This window comes from Dactylosporangium sp. NPDC051541, assembly GCF_044454505.1.
GTDB lineage: Bacteria > Actinomycetota > Actinomycetes > Mycobacteriales > Micromonosporaceae > Dactylosporangium.
Genome location: NZ_JBITDU010000006.1, coordinates 558686 through 574914, shown reverse-complemented (window position 1 = coordinate 574914; position 16229 = coordinate 558686). Strand labels below are relative to the sequence as shown.

16 protein-coding genes are annotated in these 16229 nt (G+C 69.2%); 9 read left to right on the top strand and 7 right to left on the bottom strand.

Annotated features, from left to right (window positions below):
• Positions 1-625, top strand: a 625-nt coding sequence (locus ACIA8L_RS29230) for a transposase (protein ID WP_395909716.1), incomplete at its 5' end; no start/stop codon positions are given.
• Between the two features lie 378 nt (positions 626-1003).
• On the opposite strand, the gene ACIA8L_RS29225 is transcribed toward ACIA8L_RS29230, so the two are convergent.
• A complete protein-coding gene (locus tag ACIA8L_RS29225; RefSeq protein ID WP_395909715.1) occupies positions 1004-1312 on the bottom strand; it encodes a hypothetical protein in 309 nt (102 codons plus the stop codon).
• A gap of 177 nt (positions 1313-1489) precedes the next feature.
• Between ACIA8L_RS29225 and lpdA the strand changes: the two genes are divergently transcribed.
• Genes lpdA through ACIA8L_RS29210 form a run of 3 tightly spaced genes read left to right on the top strand, consistent with a single transcriptional unit; the run spans position 1490 to position 5707 of the window.
• Positions 1490-2875 carry a dihydrolipoyl dehydrogenase gene (gene lpdA, locus ACIA8L_RS29220; RefSeq protein ID WP_395909714.1) on the top strand — a complete coding sequence of 462 codons (1386 nt, stop codon included), beginning with the start codon at positions 1490-1492 and terminating at the stop codon, positions 2873-2875.
• A gap of 49 nt (positions 2876-2924) precedes the next feature.
• Positions 2925-4757, top strand: a complete 1833-nt coding sequence (gene sucB, locus ACIA8L_RS29215; protein WP_395909713.1) for a 2-oxoglutarate dehydrogenase, E2 component, dihydrolipoamide succinyltransferase — start codon at positions 2925-2927, stop codon at positions 4755-4757.
• A gap of 56 nt (positions 4758-4813) precedes the next feature.
• On the top strand, positions 4814-5707 hold the full coding sequence (locus ACIA8L_RS29210; RefSeq protein ID WP_395909712.1) for a TIGR01777 family oxidoreductase: 894 nt from the start codon (positions 4814-4816) through the stop codon (positions 5705-5707).
• Here the strand turns inward: ACIA8L_RS29210 and ACIA8L_RS29205 are convergent.
• A complete protein-coding gene (locus tag ACIA8L_RS29205) occupies positions 5680-6882 on the bottom strand; it encodes a PHB depolymerase family esterase (RefSeq protein WP_395909711.1) in 1203 nt (400 codons plus the stop codon). The two genes, ACIA8L_RS29210 and ACIA8L_RS29205, sit on opposite strands and share 28 nt — an antisense overlap.
• A gap of 126 nt (positions 6883-7008) precedes the next feature.
• Here ACIA8L_RS29205 and lipB point away from each other — a divergent pair, with 126 nt between their 5' ends.
• Entirely contained in the window at positions 7009-7623 is a 615-nt protein-coding gene (gene lipB / locus ACIA8L_RS29200) for a lipoyl(octanoyl) transferase LipB (RefSeq protein ID WP_395909709.1), read from the top strand.
• Between the two features lie 253 nt (positions 7624-7876).
• On the opposite strand, the gene ACIA8L_RS29195 is transcribed toward lipB, so the two are convergent.
• Entirely contained in the window at positions 7877-8455 is a 579-nt protein-coding gene (locus ACIA8L_RS29195) for a DUF6928 family protein (RefSeq protein WP_395909707.1), read from the bottom strand.
• A 121-nt stretch (positions 8456-8576) separates the two neighbouring features.
• Between ACIA8L_RS29195 and lipA the strand changes: the two genes are divergently transcribed.
• Together lipA and ACIA8L_RS29185 are read left to right on the top strand one after the other, a co-directional pair.
• Positions 8577-9512 (top strand): lipoyl synthase, encoded by a 936-nt coding sequence (lipA, locus tag ACIA8L_RS29190; RefSeq protein ID WP_395909705.1) that lies wholly within the window; start codon positions 8577-8579, stop codon positions 9510-9512.
• A gap of 24 nt (positions 9513-9536) precedes the next feature.
• Positions 9537-10235 (top strand): DUF4191 domain-containing protein, encoded by a 699-nt coding sequence (locus tag ACIA8L_RS29185; RefSeq protein ID WP_395909703.1) that lies wholly within the window; start codon positions 9537-9539, stop codon positions 10233-10235.
• Between the two features lie 10 nt (positions 10236-10245).
• Here the strand turns inward: ACIA8L_RS29185 and ACIA8L_RS29180 are convergent, their stop codons facing one another.
• The gene (locus ACIA8L_RS29180) at positions 10246-10596 is read right to left on the bottom strand and encodes an RDD family protein (RefSeq protein ID WP_395909701.1); all 351 of its coding nucleotides are present in this window, start codon (positions 10594-10596) and stop codon (positions 10246-10248) included.
• Between the two features lie 179 nt (positions 10597-10775).
• Between ACIA8L_RS29180 and glnA (ACIA8L_RS29175) the strand changes: the two genes are divergently transcribed.
• Positions 10776-12200, top strand: coding sequence for a type I glutamate--ammonia ligase (glnA, locus tag ACIA8L_RS29175; RefSeq protein ID WP_395909699.1), 1425 nt, complete (start codon positions 10776-10778; stop codon positions 12198-12200).
• A 279-nt stretch (positions 12201-12479) separates the two neighbouring features.
• Here the strand turns inward: glnA (ACIA8L_RS29175) and panB are convergent, their stop codons facing one another.
• Positions 12480-13313, bottom strand: coding sequence for a 3-methyl-2-oxobutanoate hydroxymethyltransferase (panB, locus tag ACIA8L_RS29170; protein ID WP_395909697.1), 834 nt, complete (start codon positions 13311-13313; stop codon positions 12480-12482).
• 102 nt (positions 13314-13415) lie between these two features.
• Positions 13416-13886: a hypothetical protein gene (locus ACIA8L_RS29165; protein WP_395909695.1), complete on the bottom strand. Its 471-nt coding sequence runs from the start codon at positions 13884-13886 to the stop codon at positions 13416-13418.
• A 133-nt stretch (positions 13887-14019) separates the two neighbouring features.
• On the opposite strand from ACIA8L_RS29165, the gene glnA (ACIA8L_RS29160) reads away from it, so the two are divergent.
• Positions 14020-15372, top strand: coding sequence for a type I glutamate--ammonia ligase (gene glnA / locus ACIA8L_RS29160; RefSeq protein WP_395909694.1), 1353 nt, complete (start codon positions 14020-14022; stop codon positions 15370-15372).
• A 104-nt stretch (positions 15373-15476) separates the two neighbouring features.
• Here glnA (ACIA8L_RS29160) and ACIA8L_RS29155 read toward each other — a convergent pair whose 3' ends face one another.
• Positions 15477-16208: a ferredoxin reductase gene (locus ACIA8L_RS29155; RefSeq protein WP_395909692.1), complete on the bottom strand. Its 732-nt coding sequence runs from the start codon at positions 16206-16208 to the stop codon at positions 15477-15479.
• Positions 16209-16229: the final 21 nt, after the last annotated feature.

Sequence of the window (16229 nt, the reverse complement as noted above, 5' to 3'; positions counted from 1 at the left end):
GGACGGCGCCGGCTGGCTGGCGTTCCTGCGCTCGTTGACCGCCCGCGGTCTGTCCGGCGTCAAGCTGGTCGTGTCCGACGCCCACCGCGGCCTTGTCAACGCCATCGGCGCCGCGCTGCCCGGTGCGCAATGGCAACGCTGCCGCACCCACTACCTGCGCAACCTGTTGACGAAGGTCCCGAAATCAGCGCAGCCATGGGTCGCGACCCTCGTCCGCACTATCTTCGACCAGCCCGACGCCGACACCGTCCGAGCCCAGTACCACCGCGCCGTCACGGCGATCGCGGAGCGGTTCCCCGCCGCGGCGGACCACCTCGACAACGCCCGCGATGAACTCCTCGCCTTCACCGCGTTCCCGCGGGAGGTCTGGCGGCAGGTCTGGTCGAACAACCCCCAGGAACGGCTGAACAAGGAAATCCGCCGCCGCACCGACGTCGTCGGGATCTTCCCCAACCGCGCCGCCATCATCCGCCTCGTCGGCGCCGTCCTGGCCGAACAAACCGACGAATGGAGCGAAGGCCGCCGCTACATGGGACTGGAAATCCTCGCCAAAGCACGACTGACCCTGATCACGACCGAGGGAAACCACACCGAACCCGTCGCCGCCGAACTGGCAGCGGCCTAACATCCAACCAACTGGATCTACGCTGGCCGTTCCTACACCACGCCAGCGGACGCGGCCGGGCGACGTCGTAGCTGTAGGCCCGGGCTGGCTTGGGTGTTGTGGGACTGGTCGGGAGATGGGGGGTGGGAAGTTTCTGGCTGGAGGGTGCGAATCGTCGCCTGGCTGTTGCCGCTCGAGGTGGGGGGTGTGGGGCGCCTTGGTGGCGGCTGGCTCTCGGTGCCGGGCGACGAAATGGGGCGTTGGGTCGGGCTTCAGGGGTGGGGACTCCGGTGGGTCGGGGTGGAGCGGGCCGGGGGGTGTGGGGGGCGGAGCCCCCTGCCCGGGGCGGGAGCGAAGCGGCCTCGGAATCCGCTGCTTTCGCTTCTTGCTCTTCCGGTTTCAGCTTTTTTTGTTTCGCGCGTTGTAATCGCGCCAGCGTTGGGGGTAGCCGACCAGGGCGATGTCGTAGATGGGCATCGACAGGCGGTGGGCGAACTGGCGGGCCGCCTGGGGGCTTTCCATGCGGCGTCTCGTCCATTCGCCGTCGTGGGCGATGAGCAGGAGTGTTGTTTCGGTCACCGTTGTGCGGGGTTCGATGAAGCCTTCTACGCCGCGGCGGGAGCGGACGAAATCCTCCAGGTAAGCCAGGTCCTCGCGGGTGGCGGATCGTCCTCCCGGTGCCGGCTTCCGTCGGCGGAACCAAGCCACGATCGCTCCTCGTCGTCGATTTGGGCACAGCTGGTGCACAGGGTACGACGTCTCGACGCCGCGTAGTGTCCGGCGACTGGCCACCTACCGTCGCAGGCCAGCAGCGCGAGTGACAAGATGGCTTCGGATCGTCTAGCGAAGGGCGAACCCCCATTCGCACATCATCTGGGAGAATTCGTGAGTGACCCACACGCCAACTCCTTCGACGTCCTTGTCCTAGGCGGCGGCAGCGGCGGTTACGCGACCGCGTTCCGCGCCGCCCAGCTCGGCCTGTCGGTCGCGCTGGTCGAGAAGGACAAGCTCGGCGGCACGTGCCTGCACCGCGGCTGCATCCCCACCAAGGCTCTGCTGCACGCCGGTGAGGTGGCCGACGCCGCCCGCGAGGCGGACCAGTTCGGCATCCAGGCCGTCTTCAACGGCGTCGACATGAAGGCCGTCAACGCCTACAAGGACGGCGTGGTCACCAAGCTGTACAAGGGGCTGCAGGGGCTCGCCAAGGCGCGCAAGGTGACCTTGATCGAAGGCGAGGGGCGCCTGGTCGCGCCGGACGCCGTCGAGGTCGCCGGCACCCGCTACACGGCGAAGAACGTGGTCCTGGCCACCGGCTCCTACTCGAAGACGCTGCCCGGGCTCGTCGTCGACGGCGAGCGGGTCATCACCAGCGAGCACGCGCTCACCCTCGACCACGTGCCGGCCTCGGCGATCATCCTCGGCGGCGGCGTCATCGGCTGCGAGTTCGCGAGTGCCTGGAAGTCCTTCGGCGTCGACGTGACGATCGTCGAGGCCCTCCCCCGGCTGCTCGCGGTCGAGGACGAGGCCAGCTCGAAGGCCCTGGAGCGGGCGTTTCGCAAGCGGGGCGTCAAGTTCAAGGTCGGCAAGCCGTTCGAAGGGGTCGAGCGCACCGAGAGCGGCGTCAAGGTGTCGATCCAGGGCGGCGAGACGATCGAGGCGGAGCTGCTGCTCGTGGCCGTCGGGCGGGGGCCGACCACGGCCAACCTCGGCTACGAGGAGCACGGCGTGAAGATGGAGCGCGGGTTCGTCATCACCGACGAGCGGCTGCGCACCTCCGTGCCGGGCGTCTACGCCGTCGGCGACATCGTGCCCGGTGTCCAGCTCGCCCACCGCGGCTTCCAGCAGGGCATCTTCGTGGCGGAGGAGATCGCGGGCCAGCACCCGCAGGTCATCGAGGAGTCCGGCATCCCCCGGGTCACCTACTCCGAGCCCGAGGTCGCGTCCGTCGGCCTCAACGAGTCCAAGGCCCGCGAGCTGCACGGCGACGACCAGATCGAGACGCTCCAGTACGACCTGACCGGCAACGGCAAGAGCCAGATCCTCAAGACGGCCGGCTTCGTGAAGCTGATCCGGGTCAAGGACGGGCCGGTCGTCGGCGTCCACATGGTGGGCGCCCGGGTGAGCGAGCTCATCGGGGAAGCCCAGCTGATCTACAACTGGGAGGCGTTCCCCGGGGACGTCGCCCCTCTCGTGCACATGCACCCCACGCAGAACGAGGCTCTCGGCGAGGCGCACCTGGCGCTGGCCGGCAAGCCGCTGCACGTCCACTGATCAGGGCACTCGACCGCCACCCAAGCAACCGTACGAGGAGTCGTTTCACATGCCGGTATCGGTCACCATGCCCCGGTTGGGCGAGAGCGTCACCGAGGGCACCGTCACCCGCTGGTTGAAGCAGGAAGGCGACCACGTCGAGGCCGACGAGCCGCTGCTCGAGGTCTCCACGGACAAGGTCGACACCGAGATCCCGTCCCCCGCGGCCGGGGTGCTGACCCGGATCGTCGTGCAGGAGGACGAGACCGCCGAGGTCGGCGCCGAGCTCGCCGTCATCGGCGGCGACTCGGACTCGGCACCGGCGGACGCACCGGAAGCGGCCGAAGAGCCGGCCGCCGCGCCGGCGGAGGAGGAGCCGGCGGCCGAGGAAGAGCCGGCCGGCGTCGAGCCCGAGCAGGAGCCGTCTTCAGAGGAGGTCGAGGAGCCGGCCTCCTCGTCGGCGCCGTCCGGGGAGGGCACTTCGGTGAAGATGCCCGCGCTCGGGGAGAGCGTCACCGAGGGCACCGTCACGCGCTGGCTCAAGCAGGTCGGCGACAGCGTCGAGGCCGACGAGCCGCTGCTCGAGGTCTCCACCGACAAGGTCGACACCGAGATCCCGTCGCCGGTCGCCGGCACGCTGCTGGAGATCAAGGTGCCGGAGGACGAGACCGTCGAGGTCGGGGCCGAGCTGGCCGTGATCGGATCGGCCGGTGCTTCGGCGCCGGCCGCACCCGCACCCGCCCCCAAGGCCGAGGCGCCCAAGGCCGAGGCACCGAAGGCGGCCGCTCCGGCGCCCAAGGCCGAGGAGAAGCAGCCCGAGCCGAAGGCCGCCGCACCCGAGCCGCAGCCCGCTGCGGCCGCTCCGGTGCAGGCCGGGCCGGCCACCAACGTGACCGCGACCGGTTCCGCGCCGGCGAGCGGCAACGGCAAGGTCGAAGGCGACGATGTCGCGTACGTCACGCCGCTGGTGCGCAAGCTGGCCGCCGAGCACGGGGTCAACCTGGCCCAGCTGAGCGGCACCGGGGTCGGCGGGCGCATCCGCAAGCAGGACGTGCTCGACGCCGCGGCCAAGGCCAAGGAGGCCGCCGCCGCGCCCGCGCCCGCCGCTGCTCCGGCCGCGGCTGCCGCCGCGCCCACCGGCGGGGCGACCGCCGCGGCGCCGAAGGCGGCCCCGAGTCCGCTGCGCGGCCAGACGCAGAAGCTCACCCGGATGCGGGCCCTGATCGCCCGGCGGATGGTCGAGTCGCTGCAGATCTCGGCCCAGCTGACCACGGTCGTCGAGGTCGACGTGACCAAGGTCGCGAAGCTGCGGGACAAGGCCAAGGCCCAGTTCCTGACGACGCACGGCGTGAAGCTGTCGTTCCTGCCGTTCTTCGCCCTCGCGGCGGTCGAGGCGCTGCGGGTGCACCCGTCGGTGAACTCCTCGATCGACCTCGAGGCGGGCACGGTCACCTACCACGACGCCGAGCACCTCGGCATGGCCGTGGACAGCGACAAGGGCCTGATCGTCCCCGTCATCAAGAACGCCGGCGACCTCAATCTGGCCGGCCTGGCCAAGCGGATCGCCGACGTGGCCGACCGGACCCGCAACAACAAGCTGAGCCCGGACGACATCGCCGGCGGCACGTTCACGCTGACCAACACCGGCAGCCGGGGCGCGCTGTTCGACACGCCGATCATCAACCAGCCGCAGGTGGCGATCCTCGGCACCGGCGCGGTCGTGAAGCGGGCCGTCGTGCTCAGCGACCCCGAGCTCGGCGAGGTCATCGCGCCGCGGTCGATGGTCTACCTGGCCCTGTCGTACGACCACCGGATCGTCGACGGCGCCGACGCCGCCCGGTTCCTGGGCACCGTCAAGGAGCGCCTGGAGGCCGGGCACTTCGAGGCCGACCTGGGTCTCTAGTCGTTCTGGTGCGGGGCGGTCCGATTCGGGCCGCCCCGTCCGGGCAAGATGAACGTATGCAGATCCTCATCGCGGGCGCGTCCGGCTTTCTCGGGCGGCGGCTCATTCCCCACCTGCGCGCGGCCGGGCACCAGGTCACGCCGCTCGTGCGGAGGCCGCCCCGGCCCGGTGAGGTGCGGTGGGACCCGACCGCCGGAGTGCTCGACGGGACCGTCGTGGCGGCCGCCGACGCGGTGATCAACCTGGCCGGCGCGGGCGTCGGGGACAAGCGGTGGACGGCGCAGTACAAGAAAGTCCTGGTCGACAGCCGGGTGGACACCACCCGGACCCTGGCCCGGGCGATCGCGGCGGCCCCGGTCAAGCCGAAGGTGCTGCTGAACTCGTCCGCCGTCGGATACTACGGCGACACCGGTGACCGGGAGGTCGACGAGACCTCACCGGCCGGCGAGGGGTTCCTGGCCGACCTGTGCAAGGTGTGGGAGGCCGCGACCCACCCGGCCGAGGATGCCGGGACGCGGGTGGCGCTGCTGCGCACCGGGTTCCCGCTCGACCCCGAGGGCGGCCTGCTCAAGCCGATCCACATCCAGTTCAAGCTGTTCGCGGGCGGGCGGATGGGCAGCGGGAAGCAGTACCTCCCGTGGATCTCCGTCCCCGACTGGCTCGCCGCGGTCACGTTCGTACTCGACCGGGAGCTGGCCGGGCCGGTCAACCTCACCGGGCCCGAGCCGGTGACCAACGCCGACTTCTCGGCCGCGCTCGCCGACGTCATGCACCGGCCCAACCTGTTCCCGGTGCCGGGGTTCGCGCTGCGGGCCGCCGTCGGCGAGTTCGGCGGCGAGGCCCTGGCCAGCCAGCGGGTGCTGCCGGCGGTGCTGGTGCGCGAGGAGTTCCCGTTCGCGCACCGCACCGTCACGGACGCCCTTCAGCAGGCGGTGTCGTCGATCACGTAGGAGTTGGTGCCGGTCTGGCGCAGGCCGTGCGTGGTGAACACGTTGTACAGGCCCATGTTCTGGTTGGAGCCGTTGGCGTACGTGTAGCCGCCGGACTGGTGCGCCCGGCCGGCGACGACGTGGGCGTAGTTGGACGCCCTCGTGCACGGGCCCAGCGTCGGGTTGGTGCTCGGGCTCGAGCTCGGGGTTGTCGGCCCCGTGGTCGGGCCGGGGGTGCCCAGTTGCCAATCAAGCGCTTGGTAGTACGACGAGCAGATCGTGTCCTTGTAGTAGGTCCCGGCGGTGCCGCACTGCTCGGTGGCGGAGCCGGGGTCGACCGGCGTCGCGTGGGTCATGCCGGAAATGAGGTACACCTTCACCTTGTCCCCGTAGTTCGACAGCGACGCCCCACCGGGCAGCGCGGCCGTCGACGTCGGGGTCTGGCTGACGCCGAGCACGTTGGTCCACTGGTCGCGCAGCTCCGTGGCGTTGGCCGGGGCGACAGTGGTGTCGGCGGTACCGTGCCAGACGGCTACCCGCGGACGAGCGCCCGAGTAGCCGGAGTAGGCCGACCGCACCAGGTCGCCCCAGGCCGCCGGGGTCTTGTCGACGCCGGGATTCATGCAGCTGTACGCGGCCGTCATCGACGTCGCGCACCGGTACGGCAGTCCCGACATGATCGCGCCGCCCGCGAACACGTCCGGGTACGTGGCCAGCATGACCGCCGTCATCGCACCGCCCGCCGAGAGGCCGGTGACGTACACCCGCGAGCTGTTCGTCCCGTAGTTGGCGACGGCGTAGTCGACCATCTGCTTGATCGACAGCGGCTCGCCCGAACCGCGCGCCGTGTCACCGGTCTCGAACCAGTTGAAGCAGCTCGTGCTGTTGTTCGCGGACTTCTGCTCGGGCAGGACAAGGGCGAACTTCCAGAGGTCGGCGTACTTGCGCCAGCCGGAGTTGGTGAAGTAGTCCGTGGCGTTCTGGGTGCAGCCGTGCATGGCGACGACCAGGGGCGCGCCGGACGGGAGGCCGTCGGGGCGGTAGCTGTACATCGTGAGGTTGCCCGGGTTGGAGCCGAAGCTGCCGACGGTCGACAGCGTCGCGGCGTAGGCCGGGCTTCCGGTCGTCGCGGCGAGCGCGCCGGCGGTGATCAGCGTGGCGAATATGGGCAGAATGAGGCGGAGTAGGCGGGGCATGGCGGTGCCCTTTCTGTCTGTGGGAACCACCACGCTAGGTGTGAGCTTCGACGCATCACTATGTCCGGGTCCCACACAAATCGGCTGACACCTGGTTGACACCTGGCTCGGCGTAGCCTCGGTGGCATGCAGATCGTTCGGGCCGGACTGGTCGAATATTCGGAAGCGCTGGCTGAGCAGCGGCGGATTCACGCGCTCGTCGCGGCCGGGTCGTCGCCGGACACCGTGCTGCTGCTCGAACATCCGAGCGTCTACACCGCCGGGAAGCGGACCGAGCCGGCCGATCGGCCGTTCGACGGGACGCCGGTGGTCGACGTGGACCGGGGCGGGAAGATCACCTGGCACGGGCCCGGGCAACTGGTGGGGTATCCGATCATCAAGCTGGACGATCCGGTGGACGTCGTCGCGTATGTGCGGCGGATGGAGCAGGTGCTCATCGACGTCTGCGCGGAGCTCGGGGTCGCTACCGGGCGGGTTGAGGGGCGCAGCGGGGTCTGGGTTTCGGCCGACTCGCGGGGGCCGGAGCGGAAAGTCGCGGCGATCGGGATTCGGGTGGCGCTGGGGACGACGCTGCACGGGTTCGCGCTGAACGCGGATTGTGACCTGTCGCGATACGACATCTTCGTGCCGTGCGGTATTCGGGACGCTGGGGTTACTTCGCTGTCCTGGGAGTTGGAGCGGGATGTGACGGTGGGGGAGGTGCTGCCGATCGTGGAGCGGAATCTGAAGACGCTGTACTGAGTGTTCGCGGAGCGGGGGGGCCGGGGGGCCGGGGGGGCCGGGGGAATGTGTCTCAAGAACCGCACTGCAGGGGATGTCTGCTCATGGTTGCGCTGGTGAGAGCCTTTTTGGTGCGGGCAGGAGATGTTGGCTTCTGGTTGCGGCTGGTGAGAGCCTTTTCTGGTGCCGGCGGGAGATGTTGGCTTGTGGTTGCGGCTGGTGAGAGCTTTTTTGGCGGGGGTACGGGGTGTGCGTTGGTTGGCTGTGAGGGGTTTTACGGAGTGGTGATTCTGTAGGCGACTACTGGGATGAGTTCGGGGTCTACGTCGTCCAGGCGGTTGTGGTCGTCGCAGGCGAAGCCGAAGAGGGCTTGCATGGAGGCGCAGCTTTGTTCGCCTGGGTCGTTTTCTTCGCCTGGGCGTTCGAAGGGCAGGTGGGTGCCCTCGTCCTCGGTGATCGTCGGGTCGGTGCTGATGCTGCGGGACCTGATTCTTGAGCCGTCGCGCCAGACGCCGTAGCTGCACCAGCCCGCGTCGCTGTGGGCGGCGTGGAGGTACACGTTGCGGCGGTCGGTCGCGGTGAAGACGACCGGGTCGAGTTCGGACGGGCGTCTTGGGGTCAGGCCCCAGCTGCAGATCAGCTCCAGGCCCGGGAAGCAGCCCACGCAGACCACGTCGGCCGGGGGGTTGAGGGCGTCGATCAGGAGTTCGTCGCCGATCTCCTCGATGTCCGCGCCCGGGAAGAGGCGCTCGACCAAGGCGCGCGTGGCCGGTTTGTCCAGGACTGGGTAGGACCGCAGGACGTCGATCGGGTTGCCGTCGGAGAACGCGACCAGGGTGTCGTTGAGCGCCACTCAAGGCCTATTGCCTGGCCGGGCCGAGCGGAAACCTCCCGGGTGACAGGTACGGGCCCGCAGACGTGACGTCAATCGCGTTCCCAGCACCTGAGCAGTCGCCCGGCGTAGTCTTCGGACTGTGACCGCCGTTGTTCCCGAAGGCCGTCGTCTGCTGCGCATCGAAGCGCGAAACGCGGAGACGCCGATCGAGCGTAAACCGTCGTGGATCAAGGTCTCGGCCAAGATGGGGCCCGAGTACACGCATCTACGGGGGCTCGTGCAGCGCGAAGGCCTCCACACGGTGTGCCAGGAAGCCGGCTGTCCCAACATCTACGAATGCTGGGAAGACCGCGAGGCCACGTTCCTCATCGGCGGTGACCAGTGCACGCGCCGGTGCGACTTCTGCCAGATCGACACCGGCAAGCCGGCCGAGTTCGACGCCGACGAGCCGCGGCGGGTCGCTGAGTCGACCGCGACGATGGGGCTCAAGTACGCGACGGTGACCGGTGTGGCCCGCGACGACCTCCCCGACGGCGGGGCGTGGCTCTACGCCGAGACCGTCCGGCAGATCCACGCGCTGGTCGAGGGGTGCGGCGTCGAGCTGCTGATCCCCGACTTCAACGGCGAGCCGGAGCTGCTGCGCGAGGTCTTCGCGGCCCGGCCCGAGGTGCTCGCCCACAACGTCGAGACCGTGCCGCGGATCTTCAAGCGGATCCGGCCGGCGTTCCGCTACGAGCGGTCGCTGGATGTGATCACCCAGGCCCGCGCGGCCGGGCTGGTCACCAAGTCCAACCTGATCCTCGGCATGGGCGAGGAGCGGGCCGAGGTGACGCAGGCGCTCAAGGACCTCCACGCGGCCGGGTGCGAGCTGGTGACGATCACGCAGTACCTGCGGCCGACGCCCCGCCACCACCCCGTTGAGCGGTGGGTGAAGCCGGAAGAGTTCGTCGAGCTGCGGGAAGAGGCCGAGCAGATCGGCTTCTCGGGGGTGCTTTCCGGGCCGCTGGTGCGCTCGTCCTACCGGGCCGGGCGCCTCTACCGGCAGGCCCTGGAGAACCGGGCTCTTCACGCTTGACCGAGTCCATCTAGACTCGGGGGTATGGCAAAGGCCCAGGAGCCGGAGAAGGTCTCCTTCTTCACTCGGCTCAAGCAGATCGGCATGGTCTTCTCGTTCACCGCGAAGCGCGACAAGGCGTTCGTGCCCCTCGTGGTGACGGTCGTCCTCGTGCCGCTGATCGCGGTCGGCGTCGCCATCGCGCTGGGTGTTTCCTGGGTCTGGGCGCCGCTCGGCGTGCTGCTCGCACTGCTCGGCACCGTCATCGTCCTCAACCTGCGCTCGCAGAAGGCGATGATGAAGGAGGCCGAGGGGCAGCCGGGGGCGGCGGCGTCGATCATCGAGAACATGCGCGGCGACTGGCGGGTCTCCCCCGCGATCGCTTCCACGACGCAGTTCGACATGGTGCACCTGGTCATCGGGCGGCCCGGCGTGATCCTGATCGGCGAGGGCAACCCCGGCCGGGTCAAGGGGCTCCTCGGGCAGGAGCGGCGGCGGCTGGTCAAGGTCATCGGCAACGCCGAGCTGCGCGACTACATGGTCGGCAACGAGGAGGGCCAGGTGCCCCTCCCCAAGCTGCGCAACCTGCTGATCCGGCTGCCGCGCACGATCACGGCCAAGGACGTCAACTCGCTCGACAAGCGGCTCAAGGCGCTCTCGGCGCGGCCGCAGATGCCGCGAGGCGCCCTGCCCAAGAACATGAAGCCGCCGAAGGGCCAGTTCAAGGCCATGCGAGGGCGCTGAGCACCTTCCTTCACGCGGTCTGCACGATCGAGCCTGCCGCTCGGTCATGCAGGCCGCGTTGGTCTTTGTCCATGATCAGGGCGGTGATCAAGGGGAGCATCACGATTGCTCGTAGCAGCGCTCGCGGTACCCCCAAAGGCTCCCCTGTGTTCATGCCCACACACCGAATGCGAAACAGGCGCATGCCCAGCGTCTGGGCGAAGAAGCCGAGAAAGAGCGCATAGACGACCACGAACAGCCCCGGCGCGAGCCACGGCTCATCGGTGGGGCTCGCGAACGCGCCCGCGATGAGCAGGCACGATATCCAGTCGATGAGCAGTGCGCCGAAACGGCGGGCGAGCGGGGCCGGTTGGATCTCCACGGCGGGTCAGCCTATCGAACCGCGCACCCACGCTGATCGGCTGACCTAAGCCGGGCGAAACACAGCGGAAACAATCGAGACACGCCGGGGCAATCGCGCAGTTCTACGGTCGCGACCAACCAGCCACCTTCACACTGAAGTGATCACCAAGACTGGTCAGCCTGCGACCTGGAGGACGAGTGTTCGCCAATTCTGAAGAGCTGTTGCGATACGTGAAGGATGAGGGCGTCCGCTTCGTCGACGTTCGCTTCTGCGACCTGCCGGGCGTGATGCAGCACTTCAACGTCCCGGTCGAGTCCTTCGACGACGCGGTGTTCAGCGACGGACTGGCCTTCGACGGCTCGTCGATTCGTGGATTCCAGGCGATCCACGAGTCCGACATGATGCTGCTGCCGGACCCGACCTCCGCGTTCATCGACCCGTTCCGGGTCGAGAAGACCCTCGCGCTCAACTTCTTCATCCACGACCCGTTCACGCGGGAGGCTTACTCGCGCGACCCGCGCAACGTGGCGAAGAAGGCCGAGGCGTACCTGAAGTCGAGCGGCGTCGCCGACACGGCGTACTTCGGGCCCGAGGCGGAGTTCTACATCTTCGACTCGATCCGGCACGAGACGTCCGCGAACCAGGCGTACTACTACATCGACTCGGTCGAGGGCTGGTGGAACTCCGGCAAGGACGAGCCGGGCGGCAACCGGGGCTACAAGACCGCGTACAAGGGCGGCTACTTCCCCGTCCCGCCGGTCGACCACTACGCCGACCTGCGTGACCAGATCGTCCAGCGGCTGCTGGGCGCCGGCTTCGTCGTCGAGCGCTCGCACCACGAGGTCGGCACCGCGGGCCAGGCCGAGATCAACTACCGGTTCGGCACCCTGCTGCAGGCGGGCGACCAGCTCCAGCTGTTCAAGTACATCGTCAAGAACACCGCCTGGGCGGCCGGCAAGACGGCGACGTTCATGCCGAAGCCCCTCTTCGGCGACAACGGCTCGGGCATGCACACCCACCAGTCCCTGTGGCTGGGCGGCGAGCCCTTGTTCTACGACGAGGCCGGCTACGGCGGCCTGTCGGACATCGCCCGCTGGTACATCGGTGGCCTCCTGCACCACGCGCCGTCGCTGCTGGCGTTCACCAACCCGACGGTCAACTCCTACCGCCGCCTGGTCCCCGGCTACGAGGCCCCGGTCAACCTGGTCTACTCGCAGCGCAACCGCTCGGCCTGCACCCGTATCCCGGTGACGGGCACGAACGCCAAGGCCAAGCGCGTCGAGTTCCGCGTGCCGGACCCGTCGGCGAACGTCTACCTGGCGTTCTCGGCCATGCTGATGGCCGGCCTGGACGGCATCAAGAACAAGACCGAGCCCCCGGCCCCGATCGACAAGGACCTCTACGACCTCCCGCCGGAGGAGGTCGCGAACGTCAAGCAGGTCCCCGGCTCGCTCGACGAGGTCCTCACCACCCTGGAAGGCGACCACGGCTACCTCCTCGAGGGCGGCGTGTTCACCCAGGACCTAGTCGACACCTGGATCTCGTACAAGCGCGCCAACGAGGTCGACCCGGTCCGCCTCCGCCCGACGCCGCACGAGTTCGCCATGTACTACGACGTGTGATCTCAGCTCTACACGGAGTGGCCCGTCCCCTGGTGGGGCGGGCCACTCGGCGTTTGGGCGGTGAAGTTCGGGCCATGGCGAACGGGACGCGCGGTTCGAGCAGGGGCTGCTCACCATCGCGGACGCCGGGCGTCACCTGCGTGTGCCCCGGCAGTCTCCGCACCGCTGAGCCCGCGGCGTTCGAGCGACGCGCGGCCCGGCGCCGGCGTCAGGCCGGAGCGGCCGAGGCGGATACGGCCGACGGACGTTGCGGCCCGTCGGCCTGTATGACCCGACTTTTCAGTCGAAGGTGTGCTCCTGGGCCGGGAAGACGCCGGAGCGGACCTCGTCGGCGTAGGCCTTGGTGGCCTCGGCCAGCATGCCCGCCATGTCGGCGTAGCGCTTCACGAAGCGGGGCATGCGGCCGGAGCGCAGGCCGGCCATGTCCTGCCAGACCAGGACCTGGGCGTCGGTGTCGGCGCCGGCGCCGATGCCGATGGTTGGGATGTGGAGTTCGTGGGTGATGCGCTTCGCGACCTCGCCCGGGACCATCTCCAGGACCACGGCGAACGCGCCCGCTTCGGCTACCGCGTGGGCGTCGTCCACGACCTCTTCGGCGGTGTCGCCGCGGCCCTGGACCCGGAAGCCGCCCAGGGCGTGCTCGCTCTGCGGGGTGAAGCCGATGTGGGCCATCACCGGGATGCCGGCGTTGACCAGGGCGGAGATCTGCGGGGCTACGCGGCGGCCGCCTTCGAGCTTCACGGCGTGGCAGCCGCCCTCCTTCATGAAGCGGACGGCCGTGCGCAGGGCCTGGGCGGGGCCCTCCTCGTAGGAGCCGAACGGCAGGTCGCCCACGACCAGGGCGCGTTTCGTGGAGCGGACCACGGCGCGGACCAGTGGGAGGAGTTCGTCCTCGGAGACGGAGACCGTGGACTCGTAGCCGTAGACGTTGTTGGCCGCGGAGTCGCCGACCAGCAGGACCGGGATGCCGGCCTCGTCGAAGATGGCGGCCGTGTACTGGTCGTATGAGGTGAGCATCGGCCAGCGTTCGCCGCGCTCCTTGGCGGCGATCAGGTCGCGGGTGCGTACGCGGCGGTTGACGGCGCCGCCGTACAAGGACGGGACTTCGGACATCAGCGTCCTCCTCTACTCCTCGAGGCCCCATGACGAGGTCCCCGGGTGACACCCCGATGGTCGCACCGCGCGCGGCGATTGTTACCGGCCCGATGCGGTTTTTCACATTCCCGAAATCGGCGCGGGCCGGCCTTCGAGGACCGCCTGCTCGTTGCGCCAGGAGGAGAGCTCCGGCAGTACCCCCGCAGGCACTTCAAACAAGGGATCGAGCACTTGGCGGCCCTCCTGTTCCGCCAGGGCCAGGAGCACCGTCCGGCGCACCCGCACGGTCAGGCGGGCGGCGACTTCCGGGTCCAGCGTCAACCGGGCCAGGAACACGTCCACCAGCGGCTGCACGGATTCCTGACGGAAGTCGAGTCCGGTGTGCAGCGCCAGGTCACGGACCTGCGGGTCGACGTCGTCGCCGAAGAACAGCCCGGTGACGTTGGCCGGGCCGAGGGCGTCGCAGGCGATGACGGCGGCCACCGCGGAGCCGACGTCGCCGGAAAGTTCCAGCGCCACGGCGCCCGCCTGGGCGCGGTCACGGAGCCGGGTGACGAGCGAGGACCACAGATCGGGCGGTGACATCGTCATGGGCACGACATACCCAGCTGGCCCGCCTCGTTCACGCCCGAGCCTGGTCACATACCGTGGTCCGGTAACTTTGGTGTAATACCGGCGGGCGAGACTGGCCCGAATCGGCCGAAGCTTTCCGTGGGGGCATTACGTGGACCGTCAGCAGGAGTTCGTGCTCCGCACGCTCGAGGAGCGGGACATCCGCTTTGTCCGGCTGTGGTTCACCGATGTGCTGGGCACCCTGAAGAGCGTCTCCGTCGCGCCGGCCGAGCTCGAGTCGGCGTTCGAGGAGGGCATCGGGTTCGACGGGTCGGCGATCGAGGGCTTCGCCCGGGTCTACGAGTCGGACATGGTCGCGATCCCGGACCCGACGACGTTCCAGGTGTTCCCGTTCGAGGGCGGCATGTCGGGCGAGAGCGCCCGCATGTTCTGCGACATCACGCTGCCCGACGGCTCGCCGTCCTGGGCCGACCCGCGCCACGTGCTGCGCCGGGCCCTGTCGCGGGCGGCCGAGAAGGGCTTCACCTTCTACACCCACCCGGAGATCGAGTTCTTCCTGCTGGAGAACCTCGGCGAGCACGGGTCGGTGCCGCGGCCGGTCGACGCCGGTGGCTACTTCGACCACACCACCCACTCCGTCGCCCGCGACTTCCGCCGGCAGGCCGTGCTCGCGCTGGAACGGATCGGGATCTCGGTCGAGTTCAGCCACCACGAGGTCGCGCCCGGGCAGCAGGAGATCGACCTGCGCTACGCCGACGCGCTGACCACGGCCGACAACATCATGACGTTCCGGCACGTCATCAAGGAGGTCGCGCTGTCGCACGGCGTGCACGCGACCTTCATGCCGAAGCCGTTCACGGAGCAGCCGGGCAGCGGCATGCACACCCACCTGTCGCTGTTCGAGGGCGAGCGCAACGCGTTCCACGACGCCAGCGACCCGATGAAGCTGTCGAAGGTCGGCCAGGCGTTCATCGCGGGGCTGCTCGTGCACGCGCGGGAGTACACCGCGATCACCAACCAGTGGGTCAACTCCTACAAGCGGCTCTTCCCGCTGACGCTGCCCAACCGGATCACCGAGTCGCCGGCGTACGTCTGCTGGGGCCACAAGAACCGCTCCGCCCTCGTGCGCGTGCCGGCCTACGGCAAGCCCAACTCGGCCCGGGTCGAGGTCCGCTCGCTCGACGCCGCCTGCAACCCCTACCTCGCCTACGCGGTGATGCTCGGTGCGGGCCTGCGCGGCATCGAGCAGGGCTACGAGCTGCCGCCGGGCGCCGAGGACGACGTGTGGGCCCTGACCGACGGCGAGCGCCGCGCGGCCGGCTACGAGGCGCTGCCGGAGAACCTCTCCGAGGCCATCGACGTGATGGCCGGCTCCGAGCTCGTGGCCGAGGTGCTCGGCGAGCACGTGTTCGACTTCTTCCTCAAGAACAAGCGGACCGAATGGGAGGAGTACCGCCGCGTCGTCACCCCGTTCGAGCGTGAGCGGTACCTCGGGATGATGTAGCGGCTGGCCGTCGCGTTCGGTGACGGCGCTGGCTGGCGCGCTTCGTGACGGCGCTGGCTGGCGCGCTTCGTGACGGCGCTGGCTGGCGCGCTTCGTGACGCCGATCAGCCGTAGCGCTCGGTCTTGATGCTTCGCGTGTCATGGCCGAGCGCCACCAGGATGTCGGCGACGGTCTCCACGAAGCCGGTCGGGCCGCACACGTAGATGTTCGGCTCGAACTCTTTCGGCCAGGTGTGCGTGTGCACGTCGGCGACGCCGATCCGCCGGCCGCGCACTCTCGTGTGGATGTACTCGACGTCCAGTCCGCCGTCGTCGCGCGCCCTTCGCCGCAGCTCGTCGGCGTAGATGACGTCTTCCGGCGTGCGGGCCGAGTAGAGCAGCTTGAACGGGGTTTTTGTCCCATTCGTCGCCCTCGCCCGAATCATCGCCATCAGCGGGACCACACCGGAGCCGCCGGCGATGAGCTGGACCGGAGCCGGATCGGTCGGGCGCCAGACGAACCAGCCGCCGATCGGCCCGCGCACCTCGATAAGCTGCGAAATGTCGTAAATATCGGTCAAATACGGCGAAACCTCGCCGTCTTCCAGCCGCTGCACGGTGATCTCGACGCCCGTCGCGGCAGCAATGGAATACGAACGTTGCGCGGTGTACCCGTCCGCGGCCGTCAACCGCACATCGACGTGCTGCCCGGCCAGGTGCCCCGGCCACTCGGGCACGTCGAGCACCAGGGTCCGGGCCGTCGGGGTTTCTTGCCGGGCCGCAACCAGAGTGGCCTTCCGCCAGGTCAGTCGCCCTCCGCCTCGCTCCGGCCGACCGACCTCAGAACTGTGCTTCATGCTGAGTGGCCCCTCCGCTCC